This is a genomic window from Streptomyces cavernae, assembly GCF_004023625.1.
GTDB classification, from domain to species: domain Bacteria; phylum Actinomycetota; class Actinomycetes; order Streptomycetales; family Streptomycetaceae; genus Streptomyces; species Streptomyces cavernae.
Window position 1 is genome coordinate 361,820 of record NZ_RPDJ01000006.1, and the last position, 19,818, is coordinate 381,637.

The following is a 19,818-nucleotide window of genomic DNA, read 5'->3' on the forward strand; positions in this document are numbered from 1 at the left end:
GCCTCGCCCTGTGCCGGTGTGGGGAGGGGCCGGGGGGCGAGTGCTGGGTGCGGACGAACCTCCCTGTCAGCCCGTCAGCCCGTCAGCCCGGCTCCGCGAGTTCGAACCAGATGCTCTTGCCCTCGCCGCGCGGATCCACCCCCCAGTTGTCCGCCAGGAGTTCCATGAGGACCAGGCCGCGGCCGGAGGAGGCCAGTTCGCCGGGGTGGCGCTTGTGGGGGAGGTCGTCGCTGGCGTCGGTGACCTCCACGCGCATCCGGCGGCCGTGTCCGACGCGGTCGGGCGTCACCTCTGCCACCAGCAGCGCGTCCCCGTCCGTGTGGACCAGGACGTTCGTCAGCATCTCGGACAGCAGCAGCACGGCGGAGTCGACCTGGTCGTCGTTGCCCCAGTCGTGCAGGAGTTCGCGCAGCTGCTGCCGGGCGCCCGCGACCCGCTCGGGCTCGGACTGGCCGATGGTCAGCATGGTGCGGCGCAGCGGTGACCGAACGGTGGCCGCGTCCTCGTGGCCCGGTTCCGGGCGGGACAGCAGCAGGACCGCGATGTCGTCCTCGCGGCGGTCCACCAGCGGGCCGGTCGTGTAGTGGGAGGTGGGCCCGTGCACGGCCCCGACCAGGGCGTCGGCCAGGCCCTCCAGACCGCCGTCGTTGTTGGTGTCGTGGTTCTCCAGGATCGTGCGGATCCGCTGCCAGCCGGTGTCGAGGTCGTGACCGCCGGTCTCGATGAGACCGTCGGTGCAGATGAGCATGGTCTCGCCGGCTTCCAGGACGAGCCGGGTGGTCGGGTAGTCCGCGTCCGGGTCGATGCCCAGCGGCAGCCCGCCGGCCGTGGGCCGGGTCAGTACGGTGCCGTCGGACATGCGTATCGCGGGGTCGGGGTGACCGGCGCGGGCGATGTCGAGGACTCCGGTCGCCGGGTCCACCTCCACGTAGAGGCAGGTCGCGAAGCGGTGGTCCATGCTCGTGCCGTCGGACGTGACCGAGTCCGTGACCCCGTACAGGAAGCGGGACGCTCGGGAGAGCACGGCGTCGGGGCGGTGGCCCTCGGAGGCGTAGGCGCGCAGGGCGATCCGGAGCTGGCCCATCAGGGAGGCCGCCCGTACGTCATGCCCCTGGACGTCGCCGATGACCAGCGCGAAGCGGCCTCCGCCGGACTTCGCCCGGGAAGTGCCTCCGGGCAGCGGGATCATGTCGTACCAGTCGCCGCCGACCTGGAGTCCGCCGCCGGTCGGCACATAGCGCGCCGCCACGTTCATGCCCGGAATGCCCGGGCCGAGCAGCGGCATCATCGACCGCTGGAGCCCGTCCGCGAGTTCCCGCTCGGACTCGGCCGCGCCGGCCCGGGAGAGGGCCTGGGCCAGCATCCGGGCCACCGTGGTCAGCACGGACCGTTCGTCGGGGGTGAACGAGACGGGATACGAGAAGCCCGCCATCCACGCGCCGATGGTGCGACCGGCGACCACCAGCGGCAGGAACGCCCAGGAGTGCCGGCCGAAGGGGGCGGCGAGCGGCCAGGCGGCGGGAAAGCGGGACCGGTACTGCTCCGGCGAGGAGAGATAGACGGCCCGCCCGGTGCGGACGACCTCGGCGGCCGGGTAGTCGGTGTCCAGCGGCATGGCCACGTACGGGTTCTCGGCGCCGTGTTCCTGACCGTGCTGACCGATGATCGTCAGCCGGTCGCCCTGTGCGCCGAAGACCGCGAGGCCGTCCGGTGAGAAGCCCGGCATCGACAGGCCCGCGGCGACCCGCAGCACCTCCGCGGTGGACCGTGCCTCGGCCAGCGCGCGCCCCGCGTCCAGCAGGAACGCCTCCCGCGAGCGCCGCCAGTCGCCGGTGACCGGGGTGCGGGCGGCCGTGCCCGGTGCGGGCTCGCTGACCTCCTGGAGCGAGCCCACGAGCGCGTAGTCACCGGTGGCCGGGTCCACGGTGGGCTTGGAGCGGCTGCGCACGATACGGACCACCCGGCCGTGCTCGTTCATGATCCGCATCCGGGCCTCGGCGAGGGTGCCCTCGCTGACGGCGAGGCGCACTATGCCGTCGATCTCGTTCCAGTCGACGGGGTGGAAGCGGGCGCGGACCACCGACTCGCGCAGGGTCGCCGGGCGGGCGGGAAACCCGAGCAGCCGGGCCGCCTCGGCGTCGACGGTCACGGTTCCGGCGGCGTTGTCCCAGCTCCACAGTCCGGTGGCCAGAGCCGCCAGAACTTCCCGCGCCGGCGGCAGGAGGCCGTCCTTGACCTGGGCGGGATCCTCGGTGCGCATTGCCCCACTTTATGGAGAGGGAGTCTGTGGATGCCAGTGAGGAGGGTGCGCACTTTTCGGTGAATGGGGAGGCGAGGGGGCCGCGGGGGCGGAAGGGACGGGGAATCCGCCCCGGCCCCGGAAGTCCGCTCTGGCCCGGAAAATCCGCTCCAGCCCGGGAAGGTCTCCCCAGCCCGGGAAGGTCTCCCCATCCCTGGAAGTCCGTCCTGGCCCGGGAAGCTGCTTCTGTCCCTGCTCTGGAAGTCCGTCCTGGCCCGGGAAGCTGCTTCTGTCCCTGCTCTGGAAGTCCGTCCTGGCCTGGGAAGCTGCTTCTGTCCCTGCTCTGGAAGTCCGTCCTGGCCTGGGAAGCTGCTTCTGTCCCTGCTCTGGAAGTCCGTCCTGGCCTGGGAAGCTGCTTCTGTCCCTGCTCTGGAAGTCCGTCCTGGCCCGGGAAGCTGCTTCCGTCCCTGCTCTGGAAGCCCGTCCCCGGCCGGAAAGCTTCCGTCCGGCCCGGGAAAGGTCCGCCCCCGTCCCCCGCGGCGGCGTCCCCGTGACTATTGCGGGCGGCGATCTTGAGGCGGCCGGTACCCTTGGGAAATCCGGGCGTCGGCCCGGACACCTCCGGGGACGGCCCGGAAAGCCCGGGATGGCGAGCCTCCCCGGGCGGACCCCCATTCGCGAAGACTGGATGAACGACGATGCATCGGTACAGGTCCCACACCTGCGGCGAGCTCCGCGCCTCTGACGTCGGCACCGACGTCCGGCTGAGCGGCTGGCTGCACAATCGGCGCGACCTGGGCGGCATCCTCTTCATCGATCTGCGCGACCACTACGGCATCACGCAGCTCGTCGCCCGTCCCGGCACGGACGCCTACGAGGCGCTGGACAAGGTCTCCAAGGAGTCCACGGTCCGTGTAGACGGCAAGGTTGTTTCACGTGGAACCGAGAACGTGAACCCGGACCTGCCCACCGGCGAGGTCGAGGTCGAGGTCGGCGAGGTGGAACTGCTCGGCGCCGCCGCCCCGCTGCCGTTCACGATCAACACCGAGGACGGGGTGAACGAGGAGCGGCGCCTGGAGTACCGCTTCCTGGACCTGCGCCGCGAGCGCATGCACCGCAACATCATGCTGCGCACGGCGGTCATCTCGGCCATTCGTCACAAGATGGCCGCGCTGGGCTTCAACGAGATGGCGACGCCGATCCTCACTGCCACCTCCCCCGAGGGAGCGCGTGACTTCGTCGTGCCCTCCCGGCTGCACGCGGGCAGGTTCTACGCCCTGCCGCAGGCCCCGCAGCAGTTCAAGCAGCTGCTGATGATCTCCGGCTTCGACCGCTACTTCCAGATCGCGCCCTGTTTCCGTGACGAGGACGCGCGCGCGGACCGTTCGCCGGGCGAGTTCTACCAGCTCGACGTGGAGATGTCCTTCGTCGAGCAGGAGGACGTCTTCCAGCCGATCGAGCAGCTGATGACGGAGATCTTCGAGGAGTTCGGCGGCGGCCGGCACGTCACCTCGCCGTTCCCGCGGATCCCGTTCCGCGAGGCGATGCTGAAGTACGGCTCCGACAAGCCGGACCTCAGGGCCCAGCTGGAGCTGGTGGACATCACCGACATCTTCGCCGACTCGGAGTTCAAGGCGTTCGCGGGCAAGCACGTGCGCGCCCTGCCGGTGCCGGACGTCTCCGGTCAGCCCCGCAAGTTCTTCGACCAGCTCGGCGAGTACGCCGTCGAGCAGGGCGCCAAGGGCCTCGCCTGGGTACGGGTCGGCGAGGACGGCTCCCTCAGCGGTCCCATCGCCAAGTTCCTCACCGAGGAGAACGTCGCCGAGCTGACCAAGCGGCTTTCGCTGGCCTCCGGGCACGCCGTGTTCTTCGGCGCGGGCGAGTTCGACGAGGTTTCCAAGATCATGGGCGCGGTGCGCGTCGAGGCCGCAAAGCGGGCCGGGCACTTCGAGGAGGGCGTCTTCCGGTTCTGCTGGATCGTCGACTTCCCGATGTACGAGAAGGACGAGGACACCGGGAAGATCGACTTCTCGCACAACCCGTTCTCGATGCCGCAGGGCGGTATGGAGGCGCTCCAGACCCAGGACCCGCTGGACATCCTGGCCTGGCAGTACGACATCGTCTGCAACGGCGTCGAGCTGTCCTCCGGCGCCATCCGTAACCACGAGCCGGACATCATGCTCAAGGCCTTCGAGATCGCGGGCTACGACAACGAGACGGTGGAGCGCGAGTTCGCCGGCATGCTGCGCGCCTTCCGCTTCGGCGCCCCGCCGCACGGCGGTATCGCGCCGGGTGTGGACCGCATCGTGATGCTGCTGGCCGACGAGCCCAACATCCGCGAGACCATCGCGTTCCCGCTCAACGGCAACGCCCAGGACCTGATGATGGGCGCACCGACGGAGCTGGACGAGGCGCGGCTGCGTGAGCTGCACCTGACGGTGCGGAAGCCGCAGCCCAAGTAGGGGCCTGGCGCCTGCCGTCCGCTTCTCGCACGCAGGGTGCCCGGGAGACGACGTTCCCGGGCACCCTTTCCACGATGCTCAACGGGTACGCGCCCAAGTACAGCATCGACTCGCGCGCCAAGGCCCAGGTCGTCGCCGAGCACAACGCGTGGAAGCTGCCGTCCGGCGCGAAGGCGGCGAAGCTGCTGAGCGGTGACGGCACGGGCTCGGTCGCGGGCGGCGGCAACCTCGGCAACGGGACGACGACCGACCTCGTCGCCGCGTACAACGCCGCGAACTGCAAGAAGCCGAAGACGACGGTCAATTGGAAGCCGGCGCTCACCGCCGGACTCCAGACGTCGGCGAAGAACCTGGCCACGGAACTGGCGTCCACGACGGGCGCCGGGGTGCTGACCGCGGTGGGCACCGTCAAGTAACGCCGGCCCTACCGGCCCTGGCCCCACCGCCGTCGGCCCCACCGCCCTGGTGCAGGCGCGGGCCCGTGGCCGCGGGTGGGGCCGGTGGCGCCGATGTGTCCGTTGGGGCCGGTGGCGCCGATGTGTCCCGTGGGGCCGGTGGCGCCGATGCGTCCGGTGGGGCCGGTGGGCCGATGTGTCCCGTGGGGCCGGTGGGGCCGGTGGAGCCGTGCCGCCGGTGCGGGCCGGTTCCGGTGCTGTCGGTTCACCCTCCCCGGGTCAGGTCCGGGGACAGTCACCTCCTGGCGGCCCGTCCGCGCCGTACAGCTTCGCCGAGGCGTCCACATGGGCCAGTCGGCGCAACGCGCTGAACACCGCCTCGCCCAGAACGGTGCCGATCGCCACGGCCTCCACCATGTCCTCGACCACCACCTGCCGGTCCACGTACTCGAGGTCGGCGCGGGCGACCTGCTCGGCGGCGTCCGCGTAGGCGTCGAGCACGTCGACGAACGCCCCGTGGCCCAGTCGATCCAGGGCGGCAAGGGCCTTCGACAGGTCGGCGGCGGCGGGGTCCGACGCATGCGCCCGCCAGCCGCGCCGGGAGACGAGATCGGCGACGACGGCGTGCGCGGCCACCGACTCGGCGTCGTCGTGCTCGCTGTGTGCGGTGCCGAAGCCCTCCGCGGTGGCGCCGAACACTTTGTGCAGCGAGCGCTCCGGATCATCGATGGCCGCCAGTACCTCCGAGATCTCGGCCACCTTCAGGCCGCCCACATCGAGCAGGGTCCGGATCAGTCGCAGCCGACGCTCGTGCTTCTCGTCGTACGTCGCCTGATTCGGGCTGGTCAGCTCGCCAGGAGGCAGCAGGCCCTCACGGACGTAGTACTTGATCGTCGGCACCGGCACCCCGGTTCGGCGGCTCAACTCTCCGATACGCACCGTCGGTTCACTCCTCGACCTACGCCCTGCCCGTCCGCGTCGGCCCTTGCCGACCTGCCGCCCATCATAGATAGTGGCACTATCAGATAGCGGATAGCGCCACTATCTAATTGGCTCAGGGGGATAGCTGTGTCGTCAACGCGCCCGTCTTCATCGTCTCCACGCTCTGCGTGGTCCGCGTGGTCTGCATGGTCTCCGTCGTCGTGGTCGCATGCGGCCCCATGGCGGTCATGGCATCGACCGCTGGTGCTGTTCGCGGTGGCGATGGCGGTCACGGCGGTGGGTTCCGGCGTGGGGCTGGTCGTCGACGATCGCGTCCTGGTGGGTGCGCCGATCTGGTTCAAACCCTTCAAGTTCGCGGTGTCATTCGTGGCGTACTGCCTGTCTCTGGCCTGGATGCTGTCACTGCTCCGACGCGGCCGACGCGTGGGCTGGTGGACGGGGACGGTCGTCGCGGTGGCGAGCCTGGTCGAGATGGTGATCATCATCGGGCAGGTGGCTCGCGGGAAGCGCAGCCACTTCAACCGTGAAACCCCCTTCGACGAGGCACTGTTCACCGCGATGGGCGTCACGGTCGTCATCCTGTGGCTCGGCACGCTCGCCGTCGCCGTGCTGCTGCTCCGCACCCGTATCGCCGACCGTGCGTCCGCCTGGGCGATACGCTCCGGCATCATCCTGGCGCTGGTCGGGGCCGCCGTCGGATTCCTGATGACGCAGCCCGCGCCGGGGCAGCAGCGCGGCGCTTCCGACGTGGTCGGCGCGCACAGCGTGGGCGTGCCCGACGGCGGTCCCTCGATGCCGCTGACGGGCTGGTCGACGACCGGCGGCGACCTGAGGATCCCGCACTTCGTCGGCATGCACGCGCTTCAGCTCCTCCCGCTGCTGGTCATGGTGCTGACCGCCCTCGCACCACGCTTCGCCCGCCTCGCCGACGAACGGGTGCGGCTGCGCCTGGTGCTGCTCGCCTCGGGTACGTACGCCGCCACCTTCGCCCTGGTGCTCTGGCAGGCGCTGCGGGGTCAGGCTCTGCTCCAACCGGACGGTGCGACTCTGGGGGCGGCCGGCCTGATCCTGGCGGCCACCGTTCTCGGCACGTACGCATCCCTGCGGACGGCGACTCGCCGTGCGGCTGAGGCAACCGCCGCCGCCGACGCGACCGCTGCGAAGGAGCCCGTGTCATGACCGGGTTCCTCTTCGAGCTCTCCTTCTGGCTGGCCGCACCGGTCTGGCTGCTCATGATCTTCGCCCCGGCGTGGGGCCCGACCGGCCGCATCGCCGGGTCGCCGCTGACGGTGGTGCCCGTGCTGCTGGTCTATGTCGCTCTCGCCGTCCCGGTGTTCCCCGAACTCTGGACCGCGGTCAGCAGCCCGGACATCGACACCTTCCGCGAGCTGACGGCACACCCGGACGGCGCGGGAGCCGTCTGGGCGCAGGTCATCGCCTGGGACCTGCTGATCGGGCAGTGGATGTACCGGGAGGCCAGACGGCTGGGGATATCCGCCCTGCTGATGGGGCCACTGCTGGTGTTCACGATCCTGCTGTCGCCGTTCGGACTGCTGCTGTTCCTGGCGCTGCGCACGGCGACATCACGGCGTTCGACCCGCGACGGCACGGGACAGTCGGTCGTGGCCGGCACCCGGGGTTCGGTGCCGGGCGCGTCTGCCGGACGGGCGGTCGACTGACTCCCTGGTCAGTGGCTGTTGTACTGCCCGAAGTGGCCCCGGTGCTCGAAGTTGTCCGAGGGCTGGAAGAGGTCGGGCTGCTCGGTGCGCACCGGGGCCCCGGAGCGGTTCTGGGTGTCGTTGTTCCACCCGTCGTCGCCCAGGACCAGCATCGGGTCGAACATGACCACCGCCGTGGCGAGGATCAGAAAGGCGATCGGGCCGATGAGCATCGGCAGCAGCAGCGAGACCGGTGACGGACCGATCGATGCGGAGACGCCCTGGTCCGCGTGGGCGGTCACGGCGAGCATGCCCGTGTAGTGCATGCCGGTCACCGCAACGCCCATGACCAGGGACGCGCCGATGCTGGCAAGGAAGGAGCGGATCGACACGACCGCCCACAGTGCCGCGGTCGACGCGACCACGGCGATCACCACGGAGAGGACCACGATCGTGGTGTCGTACTCGAGGTGACCGTGCAGACGCATCGCCGCCATGCCGGTGTAGTGCATGGCAGCGACCCCGAGTCCGGTGAAGACGCCCGCGGTCGGCAGTGTGACAGGGCCGGCTCCGCGGTATCCGACGGCGAAGATGCCGACGGCGACCACGGCGATGGCGACACCCAGACTGATCAGGGTGAGGCGTATGTCGTAGCTGACGCGTGACCCTTCGACCTCGAAGCCGGCCATGGCGATGAAGTGCATGGTCCAGATGCCGCAGCCCAGCGAGGCCGCGCCGAGCGCCAGCCAGCCGGCGCGCCATCCGTTGTCCGACCGCAGCGACCGCGCGACCGATCGCAACCCCAGGGCGCTGCCGAGACAGGCCATCATATAAGCCGCTACGGGAGTGACGGCACCGTAGTTGATCGCGGCGGCAAGAGTATGCATCTCCGTGTCCCCCCTGGAACATCCATTGCGGATGCAGACGATATGGGCGGCCAGTGATCAGAACAAGCCATTGTGGCCGAATTGAAGGAAAGTGATCTTTTGGGGGTGCAAAGGGCGGGGCGGACACGAGGGAACGTGGTGGAACTTGAGGGCACTGCGAGGTCACTCTGAGCGCACGTGGGGGAACGTGACGGAACCGCCGCATTGAAAAGGACCGGCCGGACGGCGTCCATGTGACGTCGTCCGGCCGGTCCAGCTGGTTCGGTGACTCAGGTCGGGCGGTCGGCCGGTCGGCCGGCCTTCATGCCGACGGCGGGCTTACTCCGCCGGCTCGCCGCCGAAGCGCTCCTTGTACGCCGCCAGGTCCTCGTCCGTGATCTTGGCGAAGAGGACCGGGGGCACCGTGAAGGCCGTGCCCGCGGGGACCGCGGTCAGGGAGCGGGCCTCCTCGGGCGAGACCCAGGCCGCCGTGTCGTTCTCCAGCGCGAAGGCCGAGCGCATGGCGCGGGACGAGGCCGGGATGAAGGGCTCGGAGACCACCGAGTAGAGGTGGATCAGGTTCATCGCCGTGCGCAGGGTGAGGGCCGCGCCGTCCTTGTCGGTCTTGATCTCCAGCCAGGGGGCCTTCTCCTCCAGGTAGGAGTTGCCGGCCGACCACAGGGCACGAAGAGCAGCCGCCGCCTTGCGGAACTGGATGGCCTCCATGTGGCCCTCGTACTCCGCGAGCAGCCGGGCGATCTCCTCGCCGAGCCTCGCCTCCGCCTCGCCGGGCTCGGCGCCCGCCGGGACCGCGTCGCCGAAGCGCTTGCGGGAGAAGGACAGGACCCGGTTGACGAAGTTGCCGAGGGTGTCCGCCAGGTCCTTGTTCACCGTGGCCGTGAAGTGCTCCCAGGTGAACGACGAGTCGTCGGACTCGGGGGCGTTGGCCATCATGAAGTAGCGCCAGTAGTCGGCGGGCAGCACCTCGAGCGCGTCGTGCGTGAAGACGCCGCGCTTCTGCGAGGTGGAGAACTTGCCGCCGTAGTAGTTCAGCCAGTTGAAGGCCTTGATGACGTCGACCTTCTTCCACGGCGCGCGGGTGCCCAGCAGGGTCGCCGGGAACATCACGCTGTGGAAGGGGACGTTGTCCTTGCCCATGAACTGCGTGTAGTGGACGTCCGCGTCCGACTCCCACCACCACGAACGCCAGTCACGGTTCTCCGGGTCCTGGTCCGCCCATTCCTTCGTGGCGCCGATGTACTCGATCGGGGCGTCGAACCAGACGTAGAAGACCTTGCCCTCGGCGGCCAGGTCCGGCCAGGTGTCGGCCGGGACCGGGACGCCCCAGTCCAGGTCACGGGTGATCGCGCGGTCGTGCAGGCCCTCCGTCAGCCATTTGCGGGCGATGGAGGAGGCCAGCACCGGCCAGTTGTCGGCGCGCTCGTCGACCCACGCCTCCACTTCGCCGGCGAGGGCCGACTGCAGGAGGAAGAGGTGCTTGGTCTCGCGGACCTCCAGGTCGCTGCTGCCGCTGATCGCCGAGCGCGGCTCGATCAGGTCGGTCGGGTCCAGCACGCGGGTGCAGTTCTCGCACTGGTCGCCGCGGGCCTTGTCGTAGCCGCAGTGCGGGCAGGTGCCGATGATGTACCGGTCGGGCAGGAAGCGGCCGTCGGCGTTGGAGTACACCTGGCGGATGGCCCGCTCCTCGATGAAGCCGTTCGACTTCAGTTCGCGGGCGATCTCCTGCGTGATGTCCCGGTTCTGCGGGGAGGAGCTGCGGCCGAAGTAGTCGAAGGCCAGCTCGAAGCCGTCGTAGACCGCCTTCTGCGCGTCGTGCGCCTGCGCGCAGAACTCGTCGACGGGCAGACCCTGCTCCTTGGCGGCCAGCTCGGCGGGGGTGCCGTGCTCGTCCGTCGCGCAGATGTAGAGCACGTCGTGGCCGCGCTGACGGAGGTACCGGGAGTACACGTCGGCCGGGAGCATGGACCCCACCATGTTGCCCAGGTGCTTGATCCCGTTGATGTACGGAAGGGCGCTGGTGATGAGGTGTCGAGCCATCGCGGGCTGCTCCCAGGTCGTTACGTGGGGTGACGGATTCCACTTTCGATCCGTCTACGAACCTTGAAATCGTAGCCGACATGGGTGGGCCGTCCGCCTCCCGTTTTACGGGGTGGGAGACGGACGGCCGTGGTGATCTTCCGGGTTACGGGTTACGGGTTCACGGGCGCCAGGTGGCGAGGACGCCTTCGTAGAGTTCGGTGTCGGTGAGCTCCCGGGGGGCGGGGCCCGCGTGGAAGAAGGCGGCGTTGTCGGCCTTCAGCTTGCGCAGGTAGTCGAAGCCCTTGGCGTCGTGGTCGCCGAAGGCGACGAACTGGAAGAAGATCGGGTGCTTCGCCGCGTCCGCGAGCGCCTGGTTGGCGGGGCCCTTGGCGTCCGGCGGGCCGTCCGTCTGGAAGACGACCAGGGCCGGGCCGGTGGTGGAGGACTTCTCGTAGTCGGCGACGATCGCCTCGATCGCGGCGTGGTAGCTGGTACGGCCCATGCGGCCGAGGCCCGCGTGGAGTTCGTCGACCTTGCCGTCGTACGCGTCGAGCGTCAGCTCGCCGGTGCCGTCGAGCTCGGTCGAGAAGAAGACGACGTGCACGGTGGCGTCGGGGTCGGTGTGCGCGGCGAGCGCGAGCACCTGCTCCCCGAGGGCCTGGGCGGAGCCGTCCTTGAAGTAGGGGCGCATGGAGCCGGAGCGGTCCAGCACGAGGTAGACCCGGGCGCGGGCGCCCGTGAGACCCCGCTCCTTGAGCACGGCGTCGGCGGCCTTGTAGGGGCCGACCAGCTCCGGGGCACGCGACTTCACCCGGGCGAGCGTGAGCGCGGGCTTGCCGGGGACCTTGGTCGCCTCGGTCGCCTCCGTCGGCTCGGGGCCCTCGGTCGCCTCGGAGGGTGCCGCTGCCACAGGGGCTTCCTCGGCAGCGGCGGGCTCGGCCGCGTCAACCGTCGCCTCGTCCGCGGCGGCGGCGAGGACGGGCTCGGGCCGGGGTTCGGCCGGGGCGTCCGTGGACTCGGGCGCGGGTGCGGGCTCAGGGGCGGGCGCGGAGACGGGCTCCTCGGCAGCCGGCTCGGTGGCGGGCTGCTCCGGCTCCGGCTCGGGGGTGGGCTCCTGCGCCGCAGGGGCCGACTCCTCGGCGGCGGGCTCCGGCTCGGGTTCCGCGGCGGACGCCGGTTCCGGCTTCGGCTCGGGTTCGGCGGCGGCAACCGGTTCCGGGGCGGCCGTGGTTTCCTCGGCCTCGGCGGTGGCCTTGGGCTCCTCGGGTTCGTCGGTCTTCGCGGCGGGCTCCTGCGCCGCGGCGGCAGGCTCGGGCTCCTGCGCCGCAGGGGCCGACTCCTCGGCGGCGGGCTCCGGCTCGGGTTCCGCGGCGGACGCCGGTTCCGGCTTCGGCTCGGGTTCGGCGGCGGCAACCGGTTCCGGGGCGGCCGGGGTCTCCTCGACCTCGGGAGTGGCCTCGGGCTCCTCGGCCTTCGCGACGGGCGCGGACTCCTCGGCGGCCGGGGTCTCCTCGACCTCGGCGGCGGCCTCGGGCTCCTCGGCCTTCGCGACGGGCTCGGACTCCTCCGGCTTCGCGGTGGTCTCCGGCGCGCTCGGCGTCTCCTCCGTTGCCGCCGTGGCCTCCGGCGCGTTTTCTTCGGTCGCCTGTTCGGGCGCGGTGGGCGCTTCCTCGGCGGCGGGCTTCTCCGTCGCGGGGGCGGCGGCGGTGGGCTCGTCCGCTGCCGTGTCGGCGGCCCGCGGCGGCGTCTGCTTCGGAACCGTCACGTTGTCGAACGCGGCCGAGACCAGGTCGTCGGCCATGGTGGGCGTCGCCCGCCGGGCGGACGCGGGAGCGTGTGCGCGAGCGGACGCCGCTTCCGGCTGCGCCGCCGGCGCCGGCTTCGACTCCGGCGCCGGCTTCGACTCCGGCTTCGGCTCCGGTGAGGGCGAAGGAAGCGTGGCCTCGGCCACCGTGCCGGCCGCCGCGGGCTCGGCGGCCGTCTCGCTCACCTCCGGCTCGGCCGAAACGGAGTTTTCGGCGCTACCGGTCCCCGCGTCGGCGGCAGGGCCCTTGCGCCCCCGCCCGAACACGTTCCGCAGGAGACTACGAATGCCCATGTGCGGCAACCCTTCGCGTGAGTTGATTCCCGTCAATCCCTGGCCAGGACGGACACGTAAGGTTAGCGGTCACAGATGGCGATCTTCGGCAGGGTAGGAGCCCCGCATCCACCCGTACGCGGACGCGTCCCGGCCCGCCCGCCCCTCCTAGTACACCGGACGCGGGCCCCCGCGACTCAATACACCTCGACAAGCTGCGACTTATACGTCAATGAGCTGCGACGAACGTCTCCGAGGCGCTGCTTTCCAGCCATGCCCGATAGCCGGGAGCCTGGCGGGCCATCTCCCAGTACGCCTCCTCCAGCTCGGGGAAGACGGCGTCCAGCTCCTCCTCCGAGCGGGCCGCGAGCAGCAGCCGTACACCGAGCGGGTCCCCGTGCAGCCGGCGCACCGCCGCCTCGGGCCGGGAGGGCCGTGTGGGCTGGCAGATGGTGACGACCTCGCCGGTCGCGACCAGGAACGCGGCCGTGTGGTAGTCGCCGTGCAGGACGCGTGGGTTGAGCCCGGCGGCGCGCAGCATCCGGTGCACGGCGTCCCATTCGCCGTCCACCGTCGGGTCCACCATCCACCGGTCCTGGGCCAGGTCGGACAGGTGGACGACGTCCTGGGCGGCGGCCGGGTGGTCCGTGGGGAGGGAGACGAACTGCGGCTCGCGCTCGATCAGCACCCGCAGCCGCAGCCCCTCCGGCACCTTCAGCGGACACCCCTCCACCTCGTGGACGAAGGCGACGTCGAGCTGTCCCTCGGCGACCATGCGCAGCAACGCGTTGGGGGACACGTCCATCTGCAGGATCGGCTCGGTCCTCGGTCTTCGTACCCGCAGTCTGCGCAGCCAGCCGCTGAGGGCCCGGCTCGCGGTGGAGCCGATGCGGACCTGGGGGCCGTCGGCCGCGGCGGCGCGGGCCTCCGCGACCAGGGCGCGCATCTCGGCCACCAGGGGGCGGGCGCGGCCCAGGACCACCCGGCCGAGGGGGGTCGGCCGGCAGCCGGAGCGTTCGCGGGTGAACAGGGGGCCGCCGAGGGCCTGCTCGATCCGCTTCAGCTGGGTGCTCAACGAGGGCTGCGCGACGCCGAGCTGGCGGGCGGCCCGGTGGAGGCTGCCGGTGTCCGCTATGGCGCACAGCGCGCGGAGGTGCCTGACCTCAAGCTCCATGCCCGCTCACCCTAAAGCGGACCCACGGCTTTCACCAGACGCACAAACCCCGACCGAACCGGGCGAGTTACCCGGAGTAGGGTCACCGTCCCGGCCTTTGCGGCGGCGCCCCCGGGCAACCGCGGTGACGCGGTGATAACCCCGTCCTATCGCCCTTTGCCATCATCACAGCCGCCGCCCGGCCGCCGACACTCACCGATGACGACTTCACCCCCCACACGAGGAGTCATCACATGGGAGTGTCTCCCCGCACGGTCTCGTCGGCCGTGGTACTGGCCCTGGCCGCCGCCGCCTTGGGGACCGCGTCGGCGTCCGCCGTGACGCCGCCCGCGGCACCGTACCCGGGTCACGCCGGCTACTCCGGCTACACCGGCTCGGTCGCGGAGGCCGAGGCCAACGAGGCGTTCTTCGACGCCGTGCTGCGGTCGGTGGCCGAGAAACGCGCGGCGAACCCGACGGGCACCGCGGCCGTGACCGTGGTCTACGACGCCTCTCGCGCACCCTCGTTCAGCTCGGTGATAGCCCGCAGCACGCAGATATGGAACAGCTCGGTCGGCAACGTGAAGCTGCAGGCGGGCTCGGCCGCGAACGCCGACTTCAGCTACCGCGAGGGCAATGACCCGCGCGGTTCGTACGCCTCCACGGACGGCCACGGCAGCGGCTACATCTTCCTCGACCACGCGCAGAACCAGCAGTACGACTCGACCCGCGTCACCGCGCACGAGACCGGGCACGTGCTCGGTCTGCCGGACCACTACTCCGGACCGTGCAGCGAGTTGATGTCGGGCGGCGGCCCCGGCCCGTCCTGCAGGAACGCCAACCCCAACGCCGCCGAGCGGTCCCGGGTCGAGCGGCTCTGGGCCAACGGCCTCGCCAAGGCCATGGACGAGGCTCTGGACAAGGCCCTGACCAAGTCCACCCGGTAACACGCGCGGCGACCACAGCACAGTCCCGCAGTCCCACAGCCCCACCCCCCACTGGTGCGGGCCGCCTCCCTGCACGGGGCGGCCCGCACCGCCCTGTCCGGTCAGGGCCTGACCCGACACATCTGCTTCCTGGCTCCCTGCCTGTCTGCTTCCTGGCTCCCTGCCTGTCTGCTCCTGGCTCCCTGCCTTGTCTGCTTCCCCCTGGCTTCCTGGCGTCCTTGCCTCAAGTGCCTGCCGGGCCGGATCCCGCCCTCGCGATGCCCGCCAACTCGTCCAGGGCAGCTGTCAGTTCAGGCAGCGCAGCGGTCGCCAGGCCGAGTCTGACGGCGTCCGGGGCGCTTCGGCCCGGTGCGAACGCCGTCGCGGGGGTCACCGCGATGCCCCGGGACGCGGCCGCCGCCGTGAAGGTGTCGGCCCGCCAGCCGCCCGGCAGTTCCCACCACGCGAAGTAGGCGCGCGGGTCGGCCCGTACGGTGAATCCCGCCAGCTCACGCGCCACCACCCGCTGCCGTTCCGCCGCGTCCTCGCGCTTGGCCGCGACCAGCCGGGCCACGGTCCCGTCCTCGATCCAGCGCACGGCGGCCTCCAGCGCGAAACGTCCGGCCGTCCAGCCGCCGGAGCGCAGGGCCGCGGCGACGGGCTCGGCCCGGTCGTCCGGTACGACGAGGAACCCGGCGGTGAGACCGGGGGCCACCCGCTTGGACAACCCGTCGACGACATAGGTGCGTTCAGGGGCGTAGGCGGCCAGCGGTGGCGGGCCCTCGTCGCGCAGGAACGCCCAGATCCGGTCCTCGACCACCGGCAGGTCCAGTTCCCGTACCGCGGTGGCCAGTTCGTCACGGCGGCGGTGGCCCGCCGTCGCCGAGGTCGGGTTCTGCAGCGTCGGCTGGACATACACCGCGGCGAGCGGCGCGGAGCGGTGGGCGGCGGTCAGGGCGTCCGGCAGGAGGCCCTCCCCGTCCGTCGGTACGGCGACCGGAGTGATGCCGATCCGCGACGCGATCTCCTTGACCAGCGGATACGTGAGGGCTTCTACGGCGACCCGGCCGCCGGGGGGCACCAGGGCGGCGAGCGCGCCCGCGATCGCCTGGCGCGCGTTCCCGGCGAACAGGAGCTGCTCGGGCAGGGGGCGCCAGCCGGGTACGGCCAGCAGTCCGGCGGTGGCCGAGCGGGCCGCGGGGGTGCCGGAGGCGGGGGCCGGGCGGGTGGACTCCGCCAGTACGTCGGCCCGCAGCAGGGGTGCGAGACCGGCCGCGAGCAGCTGCGACTGGCCCGGTGCGAACGGGTAGTTGAGTTCCAGGTTCACGGGTGCAGTGGTCGTGGGCTCGGTGAGCGGGCGGCCCGAGGGGGGCGGCGCGGCCCGTACGAAGGTGCCCCGGCCGACCTCGCCGACCACCAGTCCGCGCCGCACCAGCTCCCCGTACACCCGTCCCGCCGTGGAACCCGCGATACCGCGCCGCCGGGCGAACACCCGCTGCGGGGGCAGCCGTTGGCCAGGCTTCAGCCGGCCCGACGTGATGTCGCGCGCTATCCGGTCCGCGATCCGCCGGTAGTCCTCGGTCACCGACCCGGTACCTCCCCTTCTCGCCCCTGAGCGGCCCGCCCTTGCGTTGTCCGCCGCAGACCGCAGACCGCAGACCGCAGACCCCAGCCCGCATCTTGCAGCCCGCGCCCGCCACAGCCCGAGGTACACGCCGCCGCAGTGCGCAGTCCTCGGCACGCGCCTGCCCCCGCCGTAGTCCGGAGTCCGCGCCCGCCGTAGTCCGCAGCCCCCAGCCCGCGCCCACCGCGGCCCCGGTGCGGCACATTGCACCGAGGGCAAAGATTTTATTGCACCGATCAGTTGGCCCCGCCTAAGGTCACGGAGCATGGCTTGCTACCTCGCATACGAGGACAAAGGCGCCGGAAACTCCCGGCTGCCGCTCGTCCTGATCCACGGCCATCCGTTCGACCGCACGATGTGGGTTCCCCAGCTCGCGGCCTTCTCCCCCACACGCCGGTTGATCGCGCCGGACCTGCGCGGCTACGGCGCCTCCCCGGTGGTGCCGGGGATCACCCCCCTGGAGGTCTTCGCCCGGGACGTCGCGGAGCTGCTGGACGAACTGGGCGTGGACCGCTTCGTGCTCGGCGGTCTCTCCATGGGCGGGCAGATCGTCATGGAGTGCTACCGGCAGTTCCCGGAGCGCGTCGCGGGGCTGGTGCTGGCCGACACGTTCCCCGCGGCCGAGACACCCGACGGCGTCCGCGCCCGCGCCGTGACGGCGGACCGTCTGCTGCGCGAGGGCATGCGCGGGTACGCGGACGAGGTGCTGCACAAGATGGTGGCGCCGTACGCCGACGCCGAGGTCGCGGCCCATGTGCACCGCATGATGACGGCCACCAGCCCCGAGGGCGCGGCGGCGGCCCTGCGCGGCCGGGCCCAGCGGCCCGACTACCGCGGTCTGCTGCGCCGGGTGGCGGTCCCGGCACTGGTGGTCGTGGGCGCGGACGACGAGTACACCCCCGTGGCGGACGCCCGGGAGATGCACGCGGCGCTGCCCGACTCCGTACTCCATGTGATCGAAGGAGCCGCCCACATGCCGAACCTGGAGCGTCCCGATGAGTTCAACGCGGCGCTCGCGGACTTCCTGCGACGAGTGGACGACTAGGCCTGGGACCGGACTCCCAGGCGTGCGTCTGGCGAGCGGCCCCCTGGGGCTGTGGCCGGTGAGCGGGCACCCATGCCTGCGTCTGGCGAGCGGCCCCCTGGGGCTGCGGGCGGCGAGCAGGGACCCCTGGGCTCCTGGGGCTCACGGCGCGTGGATCCCCGGGCCTGCGGCCGGCGAGCGGACCCCTCGGTACCTGGGGCTCACGGCGCGTGGATCCCGAGGCGTGCGGCCGGCGAGCGGACCCCTCGGTACCTGGGGCTCACGGCGCGTGGATCCCCGCGCCTCGGCGAGTGCACTCGCAGACCAGGGCGAGTGCATCCCCAGACCCGAGTGCGTGGATCCCCGGTCCTGTCCCCCGAATCACCGCCTGCCCCACCGGCAACCTTCCCCCCGCCCGCTCCGTCTTTGAGGGAGGATTTTCGGGTGGCTCACCTGAGTGAAGGGGAGGCCGGGCGAGCGGAAGGCCGGATCTTGGAGAGTTCGAGGGTCGCGTACGAGGAAACCGTCGAGCGCGTCGAGAGGCACGGCGGACGGGTCTACTGGGCCTGGATCGCCGGGCTGCTGCTCCTCGGGGTCGGTGCCGTGGTCGGCTGCCGGCTCGCCGACACCGACGGGATCACGCCCGTGCCGCAGCTGCTGGCCTTCCTGCCGTGGCTGCTCGCCCCCACCGGGCTGGCGCTGCTGCTGGCGTTCCTCGCCCGGTGGCGGATCGGGATGCTGTGGGCGATGGTGACGCTCGCGCTGCTCGCCTGGTTCAGCGAGCCGTACGGCAAGACGATGGAGGTCGGCGGGACGGCCGTGGCGGAGCTGCGGGTGCTGACGTCGAACGTGAAGTTCGGACAGGCGACCGAGTCACTGATCGCGGCCGTGCAGCGGCAGCGACCGGACCTCGTCTTCGTGCAGGAGTGCGAGTACACCTGCTCCGACGCGCTGAAGAAGGCCTTTGCGGACGACGCCTACCCGTATCGGCAGGCCGTCGAGGGGCAGGGCTCCGACGGCTCCGTGATCCTCAGCAGGTATCCGCTGAAGGCGACCGACGGGGTGCCGGGGACGATGGGCATGCCCGGGGCGGTCGCGGATGTGGAGGGGCGCGAGGTGCGGTTGCAGCTGGCGCACCCCATGCCGCCGCTGCCCGACCAGCTCCGGCTGTGGCGCAGTGAGCTCGGGGCGCTGCGCGCGTACGCGGCGCGGACCAAGGGCCCCACGATCCTCGCCGGGGACTTCAACGCCTCCCAGGACCACGCGGCCTTCCGCCGCATCCTCGACACGGGCCTGCGGGACGCGGCCCGCCTCGCCGGTGAGGCCCGCACCCCCACCTGGCCCACGGCGACGGCACCGCCCCTGGGCGCGCAGATCGACCACATCCTGGTCTCCCGGCAGTTCCTGTCCCGCGAGGTGACGTTCCTCGACCTGAAGGACACCGATCACCGCGCCGTGCTGGCGGACCTCACGTTGTTCCAGGGCTGACCGGTCCTCCGGGGCCGGGCGGCGGCCGGGAGCCGGCGTCCGCTGTCGGCCCGCGGCGCCGGCGCCGCACCCGGTGGGTCACCTGGGTGGCCAGGGCGGCGGTGAGGCCCAGGGCGAGGATCGTCCAGGACGCGGTGCGGAGCGTGGCCGTCAGGGTGTCGTAGACCGCGGCGGCGGCCGCCCGGGGAATCTCCGGGGGCAGGCCGGCGAGGGTCAGTTCGCGGGTGACGCCGACCGCGCCCAGCAGCAGCGCGGCGCCCAGGGCCATGCCGAGGGCCGTCGCCGTGACCGCGCGGCGGCGGCACGCCGCCACCGCGATGCCTGCCACCGCGAGCGCGAGGGCCGCCGCGGGCAGCCAGAAGTCCGCGAGTTCGAGCATGCCGAAGCCCTCGCGCAAGGTGGCCAGCTCCGTCGGCCGCAGCACGGTGACCTCCGTGTGCTCGACGGGGATCCGGTGGGCGAACGGGACGCCGTCGTCGTGAAGCCGGTCCTTGAGCTCCTGGGTCAGCGGCGCCGCGTCCAGCGTCACCCCGCCCTCGTGCTCGCTGCGCAGCGCCTCCAGCACCGCGTCGTGCGTCGCCCGGTTCGCGGTGTCCCACGCCGTGCGGAAGGCCTCCGTGCCCGTGAACGAGCGTGCCGCCTCGTGCACGAACGCCCGCACCCGGTCCCGCAGCGGTCCGACGTGCAGTTCCGCCATGATCCCGTCCGTGACGGCGTCCGCGACGGCGGTGCGCACGTCCGGGTCGCCGGCCAGCGGAGCCATCGTGGCGACGTACCGGTCCGAGCCGCCGAACTCGTACGTCGCCCAGGAAGACATCGTCCCGAGCGGCAGGAGGACACAGGCGACGCCGATCAGCACCGCCGACGCAAGGCTCCGTACCCGGGGCAACACCCTTCCAGCAGAGGCCGCGGGGGTGGGAGGCG

The 19,818-nt window shown here is 71.7% G+C and carries 14 protein-coding genes and 1 pseudogene; 7 read left to right on the forward strand and 8 right to left on the reverse strand.

The genetic code is table 11. The features are described from left to right. Positions 1-82: 82 nt before the first annotated feature. Positions 83-2,260 (reverse strand): ATP-binding SpoIIE family protein phosphatase, encoded by a 2,178-nt coding sequence (locus EF387_RS18160; RefSeq protein WP_128377592.1) that lies wholly within the window; start codon positions 2,258-2,260, stop codon positions 83-85. A 677-nt stretch (positions 2,261-2,937) separates the two neighbouring features. On the opposite strand from EF387_RS18160, the gene aspS reads away from it, so the two are divergent. Both aspS and EF387_RS18170 read left to right on the forward strand, forming a co-directional pair. Then, positions 2,938-4,701 carry an aspartate--tRNA ligase gene (gene aspS / locus EF387_RS18165; RefSeq protein ID WP_128377593.1) on the forward strand — a complete coding sequence of 588 codons (1,764 nt, stop codon included), beginning with the start codon at positions 2,938-2,940 and terminating at the stop codon, positions 4,699-4,701. Between the two features lie 68 nt (positions 4,702-4,769). Beyond that, positions 4,770-5,117 (forward strand): annotated as a pseudogene (locus EF387_RS18170) (pectate lyase family protein); the annotation flags it as partial. A gap of 258 nt (positions 5,118-5,375) precedes the next feature. Here EF387_RS18170 and EF387_RS18180 read toward each other — a convergent pair. Beyond that, positions 5,376-6,035, reverse strand: coding sequence for a MerR family transcriptional regulator (locus EF387_RS18180; RefSeq protein WP_128377595.1), 660 nt, complete (start codon positions 6,033-6,035; stop codon positions 5,376-5,378). A gap of 264 nt (positions 6,036-6,299) precedes the next feature. Between EF387_RS18180 and EF387_RS18185 the strand changes: the two genes are divergently transcribed. Together EF387_RS18185 and EF387_RS18190 are read left to right on the forward strand one after the other, a co-directional pair. Next, entirely contained in the window at positions 6,300-7,217 is a 918-nt protein-coding gene (locus tag EF387_RS18185) for a hypothetical protein (protein WP_128377666.1), read from the forward strand. Then, positions 7,214-7,717, forward strand: coding sequence for an ABA4-like family protein (locus EF387_RS18190; RefSeq protein WP_128377596.1), 504 nt, complete (start codon positions 7,214-7,216; stop codon positions 7,715-7,717). The genes EF387_RS18185 and EF387_RS18190 overlap by 4 nt, the downstream gene beginning before the upstream one ends. A gap of 8 nt (positions 7,718-7,725) precedes the next feature. Here the strand turns inward: EF387_RS18190 and EF387_RS18195 are convergent, their stop codons facing one another. The 4 genes from EF387_RS18195 to EF387_RS18210 form a co-directional block, all read right to left on the reverse strand. Beyond that, positions 7,726-8,583, reverse strand: a complete 858-nt coding sequence (locus tag EF387_RS18195) for an MHYT domain-containing protein (RefSeq protein ID WP_128377597.1) — start codon at positions 8,581-8,583, stop codon at positions 7,726-7,728. Between the two features lie 318 nt (positions 8,584-8,901). Beyond that, positions 8,902-10,620, reverse strand: coding sequence for a methionine--tRNA ligase (gene metG / locus EF387_RS18200; protein WP_128377598.1), 1,719 nt, complete (start codon positions 10,618-10,620; stop codon positions 8,902-8,904). 160 nt (positions 10,621-10,780) lie between these two features. Further along, complete coding sequence (locus tag EF387_RS18205) at positions 10,781-12,700, reverse strand: VWA domain-containing protein (protein WP_128377599.1); 1,920 nt, start codon at positions 12,698-12,700, stop codon at positions 10,781-10,783. A gap of 208 nt (positions 12,701-12,908) precedes the next feature. Then, on the reverse strand, positions 12,909-13,853 hold the full coding sequence (locus tag EF387_RS18210) for a LysR family transcriptional regulator (protein ID WP_128377600.1): 945 nt from the start codon (positions 13,851-13,853) through the stop codon (positions 12,909-12,911). Positions 13,854-14,086: 233 nt separating this feature from the next. On the opposite strand from EF387_RS18210, the gene snpA reads away from it, so the two are divergent. Further along, positions 14,087-14,779, forward strand: a complete 693-nt coding sequence (gene snpA / locus EF387_RS18215; protein ID WP_128377601.1) for a snapalysin — start codon at positions 14,087-14,089, stop codon at positions 14,777-14,779. A 223-nt stretch (positions 14,780-15,002) separates the two neighbouring features. Here the strand turns inward: snpA and EF387_RS18220 are convergent, their stop codons facing one another. Then, positions 15,003-16,343, reverse strand: a complete 1,341-nt coding sequence (locus tag EF387_RS18220; RefSeq protein ID WP_128377602.1) for an aminotransferase-like domain-containing protein — start codon at positions 16,341-16,343, stop codon at positions 15,003-15,005. A gap of 304 nt (positions 16,344-16,647) precedes the next feature. Here EF387_RS18220 and EF387_RS18230 point away from each other — a divergent pair, with 304 nt between their 5' ends. Together EF387_RS18230 and EF387_RS18235 are read left to right on the forward strand one after the other, a co-directional pair. Further along, complete coding sequence (locus EF387_RS18230) at positions 16,648-17,427, forward strand: alpha/beta fold hydrolase (protein ID WP_128377604.1); 780 nt, start codon at positions 16,648-16,650, stop codon at positions 17,425-17,427. Between the two features lie 471 nt (positions 17,428-17,898). After that, positions 17,899-18,894 carry an endonuclease/exonuclease/phosphatase family protein gene (locus EF387_RS18235; protein ID WP_420802589.1) on the forward strand — a complete coding sequence of 332 codons (996 nt, stop codon included), beginning with the start codon at positions 17,899-17,901 and terminating at the stop codon, positions 18,892-18,894. Here EF387_RS18235 and EF387_RS18240 read toward each other — a convergent pair. Then, entirely contained in the window at positions 18,875-19,753 is an 879-nt protein-coding gene (locus tag EF387_RS18240; protein ID WP_338058112.1) for a hypothetical protein, read from the reverse strand. The two genes, EF387_RS18235 and EF387_RS18240, sit on opposite strands and share 20 nt — an antisense overlap. Positions 19,754-19,818: the final 65 nt, after the last annotated feature.